Here is a 4,278-nt window from a genome sequence, read left to right on the forward strand (position 1 = left end):
GCTATTCGGTTGAGATATAACCAAAAATTCAATTTCTTCGTTGGATTTATTAAACATTTGATGAGGGATCTGAAGTGGAACCTCGATTCCTTCATGTTGATTTAAAATAACCTCTTGATCACCAATTTCCATAACTGCTGTTCCTGATAAGACAAAGAAAAATTGTTTAGCATCTTGATGATAATGCTTTACTTCCGCGGTATTTGCTGGCATTTTTTCATGAATGACGCTTAATTCCTGATTCTTCACTAAATGCCAACCATCACAGTTGTCTCCCCAAATATAATGTTCAGCAGATTGTTTACTTATTTTCATAGCAATTGCTCCTAACCACTAATCTTTTTGTTGAAAAGTGCGGTATGAAAAGTGTCCTTCATTTCCAGTTGAATTATTATACAAACAAAAGAATAACAATTCAAACCTCCAGCACGATCTAGTCTAAAGTCGAGGCAACAAACTCGACTGCGGTGCGAATTCGTTTTTTACTATATCTGGTAAAGTTAAGAAATGTTATAAATAGTCGGCCTGAGAAACGGCGGAAGGTGGCGTCATGATGGAGAAGAAAAGGAAGAAGGGTCGGGTTTGGAAAATCATTGGACTTATTTTGGGAGCACTCATAATTGCTTTCGCAACGATTACTTTCATTCAAGTTGATTTCTCTAACCCTAAGGATCTTGAGAAATTCGTCCAGGTCAAAATGAAGAAATCAGGCATGACAGGCGTATCCATCGCAATAATCAAAGACAATCAAATCAATCGCATTATTAATTACGGCGACGCCGACAGGGAAAAAGATATACCGATCACAAATGACACGGTATTTCAGATTGCCTCCGTTTCCAAAACAGTGACTGCCACGGCCGTCATGCAGCTTGTTGAGAAAGGAATCATTCAGCTGGATGATGACATAAATACGTTTTTGCCGATAAGTATTGTTCATCCTAAATTTCCAGACACTCCCATTACATTCCGCATGCTGTTAAATCATACTTCAGGAATCGATAACAATTGGAAGCTGTACGACAGCCTCTACACTTCGAACAGCGGTGGTGGCGACTCAACCGTTACACTCGCGCAGTTTATGAAGGATTTCCTCGTTCCCGGAGGAAAATGGTACGACGAAGAAAAAAACTTTACGAAAAATAAGCCTGGTTCGGCGTTCAGCTACAGCAATGTCGGATATGGTTTACTAGGCTATCTTGTCGAAGAGATGACCAAAACACCTTTTCCGGAATATACGCAGCAGCATATCTTTGACCCGGTAGGCATGAAGCATACCAAATGGCTGCATAAAGATTTATTAAGCAATGACGTACTTGCCGTACAATATGATGCAAAACATAAACCGCTAGTGCCCTATTCTTTCCCGACCTATCCCGACGGTACGCTAAAGACGACGACTACCGAATTTGCTAAGTTCTATCTTGCCATCATGAACGGCGGGAAGGCCGAGAACGGAACCATCCTGTCGCAGGCCACACTTGATGAGATGTTCAAACCGCAGTCGGATAATGGCAATCAGGCACTCGGATGGAGCTATTCAGCGCTGGATAGTCTTTACTTGAAGGGCGTCAGTAAGGGCAAGGTGATCGGACACAACGGATCAGATCCCGGAGTACTCACGATTACGGTGTTTAATCCAGATAACAAGTCTGGTTTGATCCTCTTTTTTAACCAAGAGCTGAGCTTAAGTTTAAAATCGCTGAATCTTCATTCCATGGTCAAACGCCTGGTTAAGGAATCGGGCATGTAACATCTTTAAATCCTATATACGCAAAAGAGGAGCAGCTGCCTATGCATGCTGCTCCTTCCATCTTAATAAGAAGTTACTCCTTCACATATCTGAAACCGCTGGTTTCCAACCCGCTTCTTGCGACCAAATATGTGCTTTCTGAATGATATCCCAAACGATAGGCCCTTTGCCTTCTACATACTTGGAGCGTTCATCCTTATAAAGCTCAAACAATCGATGTTTCTCCCGAGCGTATCTTAAACAGTCCCCAGGGTGCGCGCGCAAATAATCTCTAAACAATAAAGTTAATTGTTCTGAAAAACTACCTGCTTGCCGTACATGAATATGCGTTCTTCGACTGCCCGGTATTTCTCGGAAATACTTTTTCGTTTTATCTGCGTTTTCTTCTCGGTATACGAAGCCTAGTTTCTCCATCTCACTCTTATGGTTTATGATCGTTTCAAAATCAATAACGGATAATTGAATATCAATGATGGGCTTCGCGTCTAAACCAACAATCGAAGTTGAGCCAACATGGTCAATACGAACGACCAAGTCCCCCAAAGCATTTCTTATTTTTAGAGCGATATCATAAAATCGATTTTTCCATTCTGGATCATATTTTGCAATTATCCATTGTTCCTCCATAATGAGCTCCTTATGTTGCTGTTCTCTATTAAAAATTTATGACTTAACTTCATGCAGCATTTAAGAATTCAATGGAACATGCTTGCCAGCAAGCTCCCTCAGTTTTTCTACGATTTGTTCTTCGCAATTGCCCGCGAGCGGAATCACTTCCGATGCGTAAGGAGCGAGCTCATCGTGATGGCCAATCATAACTGCATGCTTCGCATTTTGAAACATCGAAATGTCGTTGGCGTCGTTCCCAAATGCAATAAATTGTTTGGCTTCCACCCCTAATTTTTGCAGGGCACTCCATTTATGAATATTAGTTGGACTAATATCAATGACACCTTCATTACGATGCCTGTGAATAACAACTTCTAGGCATGCGAGCTTTTGCTCCAAAACTTCCATATCATTCGCGGTAAGAATTAGTATTTTGACGATGGTCTCCAGCGACTCTACTGCAACAAGCTTAGCAAGCTTGGAGGCATCAACATTTTTTAATATCGGATGCTCTAAAGAACCGGTGTAGGCGTAATCCCAATGGCTATCAATCAAATATGTCGCTTGATGCTCTTCAATAAGCTTCAGCATGTTAAGGCGTAAATGTTCATTAAAAGTTTCTATAGCGATCATACTGCCATCCTTAGAAATAAGAGAACCATTTCCTCCTATAAGAGAAATGCTGTGAAAACGTTGATGAATAACAGGAAGCATATCTCGAATGGGACGAGCGGAAGCAAAAATAACTTCATGCCCTGCTTGAGTTAATTCCTCCAAACAACTTAAAATCTTTTCTGAAACAGGCTGTCCTTTAAAGCAAATGGTTCCATCTAAATCAAAAACAAAAATCATAAGTAATCCCCTACTTCCAAATGAATGTCATGTACTAATTGATTATAAGTAGATATAATTAGATTCAATTAGTTTACTGCAAAAGCTTTGGAATTTCTAGACAATGTCTCTTATGAAGCCACCAAAGCAATAGACTGATGAAATGATCAAGCTTATAATAAGTGTTCATACGAATGCTTTATTAATTAGTTAAGGAAATGAGGAGAGCAAATGATACAAAAAGCAACGTTTGCCGGGGGCTGCTTCTGGTGTATGGTAAGTCCTTTTGAAGAACAGCCCGGCATACATGGCATTCTGTCCGGCTATATGGGCGGAACGCTAGAGAACCCTACTTATGAGCAAGTATTGACTGGTGAAACCGGTCATTTGGAAGTCGTACAAATCACTTATGATTCGGACATCTTCCCATATGAAAAACTGCTTGAGCTTTATTGGCCGCAAATTGACCCTACAGATGCTGTAGGACAAGGCAATGATCGCAAGAGCCAATACCGTGCTGCCATCTTTTATCATACAGAAGAACAGCGCCAGCTTGCTCAATTATCCAAGGAAGAGCTTGGAAAGAGCGGCCGTTTTGACAAGCCGATTGCAACAGAGATTCAAAAAGCGGAAGTATTCTATCCAGCGGAAGAGTATCACCAGAATTATCACCGTAAAAATCCAAAGTTTTATAAGGAATCAAGAGTATATTCTGGCCGTGATGCTATTATCGAGAAATACTGGAAGTAGAAAATAACTTTGTTTAATGAAAGATAGAAAAAAAATAGGGACGCGACACTTTTACGTGTTTGCGTCCCTATTTGATATGAAACGTTCGAAAATAATTTCATACGCCGTAGGTTTTCTGTCTAGCTCAGCCATTCCAAATTCGCTGTATAATCGGAACTTCACCTTCAAACTGCAAATGATAGACATCAGGATTAGACAAGGATGCCCATTCCTCAAAACCGAATTTAGTATCATAATGCTTAAGCAGCAAGGACATTAAGTTTCCATGGGTAACGATAACCACATTGCTGAACCCGCTATTTCTCACATCGGATATTACCGCTAAGGCACGATTC

Annotated in this window: 6 protein-coding genes; 2 read left to right on the forward strand and 4 right to left on the reverse strand. The window is 40.6% G+C overall.

The window, feature by feature from the left end:
* On the reverse strand, positions 1-315 hold a 315-nt coding region (locus tag AB4Z17_RS32475), incomplete at its 3' end, for a cupin domain-containing protein (RefSeq protein ID WP_441964464.1).
* Positions 316-550: 235 nt separating this feature from the next.
* Between AB4Z17_RS32475 and AB4Z17_RS32480 the strand changes: the two genes are divergently transcribed.
* Positions 551-1,753: a serine hydrolase domain-containing protein gene (locus tag AB4Z17_RS32480; protein WP_441964466.1), complete on the forward strand. Its 1,203-nt coding sequence runs from the start codon at positions 551-553 to the stop codon at positions 1,751-1,753.
* A gap of 81 nt (positions 1,754-1,834) precedes the next feature.
* Here AB4Z17_RS32480 and AB4Z17_RS32485 read toward each other — a convergent pair whose 3' ends face one another.
* Positions 1,835-2,380: a GrpB family protein gene (locus tag AB4Z17_RS32485; protein WP_076270149.1), complete on the reverse strand. Its 546-nt coding sequence runs from the start codon at positions 2,378-2,380 to the stop codon at positions 1,835-1,837.
* A 60-nt stretch (positions 2,381-2,440) separates the two neighbouring features.
* Positions 2,441-3,214: an HAD family hydrolase gene (locus AB4Z17_RS32490; RefSeq protein ID WP_076270150.1), complete on the reverse strand. Its 774-nt coding sequence runs from the start codon at positions 3,212-3,214 to the stop codon at positions 2,441-2,443.
* A gap of 213 nt (positions 3,215-3,427) precedes the next feature.
* On the opposite strand from AB4Z17_RS32490, the gene msrA reads away from it, so the two are divergent.
* Positions 3,428-3,943 carry a peptide-methionine (S)-S-oxide reductase MsrA gene (gene msrA, locus AB4Z17_RS32495; protein ID WP_441909975.1) on the forward strand — a complete coding sequence of 172 codons (516 nt, stop codon included), beginning with the start codon at positions 3,428-3,430 and terminating at the stop codon, positions 3,941-3,943.
* Between the two features lie 124 nt (positions 3,944-4,067).
* On the opposite strand, the gene AB4Z17_RS32500 is transcribed toward msrA, so the two are convergent.
* A partial coding sequence (locus AB4Z17_RS32500) for a histidine phosphatase family protein (protein ID WP_441964469.1) occupies positions 4,068-4,278 on the reverse strand: 211 nt, incomplete at its 5' end.

The organism is Paenibacillus sp. TAF43_2 (genome assembly GCF_052113545.1).
Lineage (GTDB): Bacteria > Bacillota > Bacilli > Paenibacillales > Paenibacillaceae > Pristimantibacillus.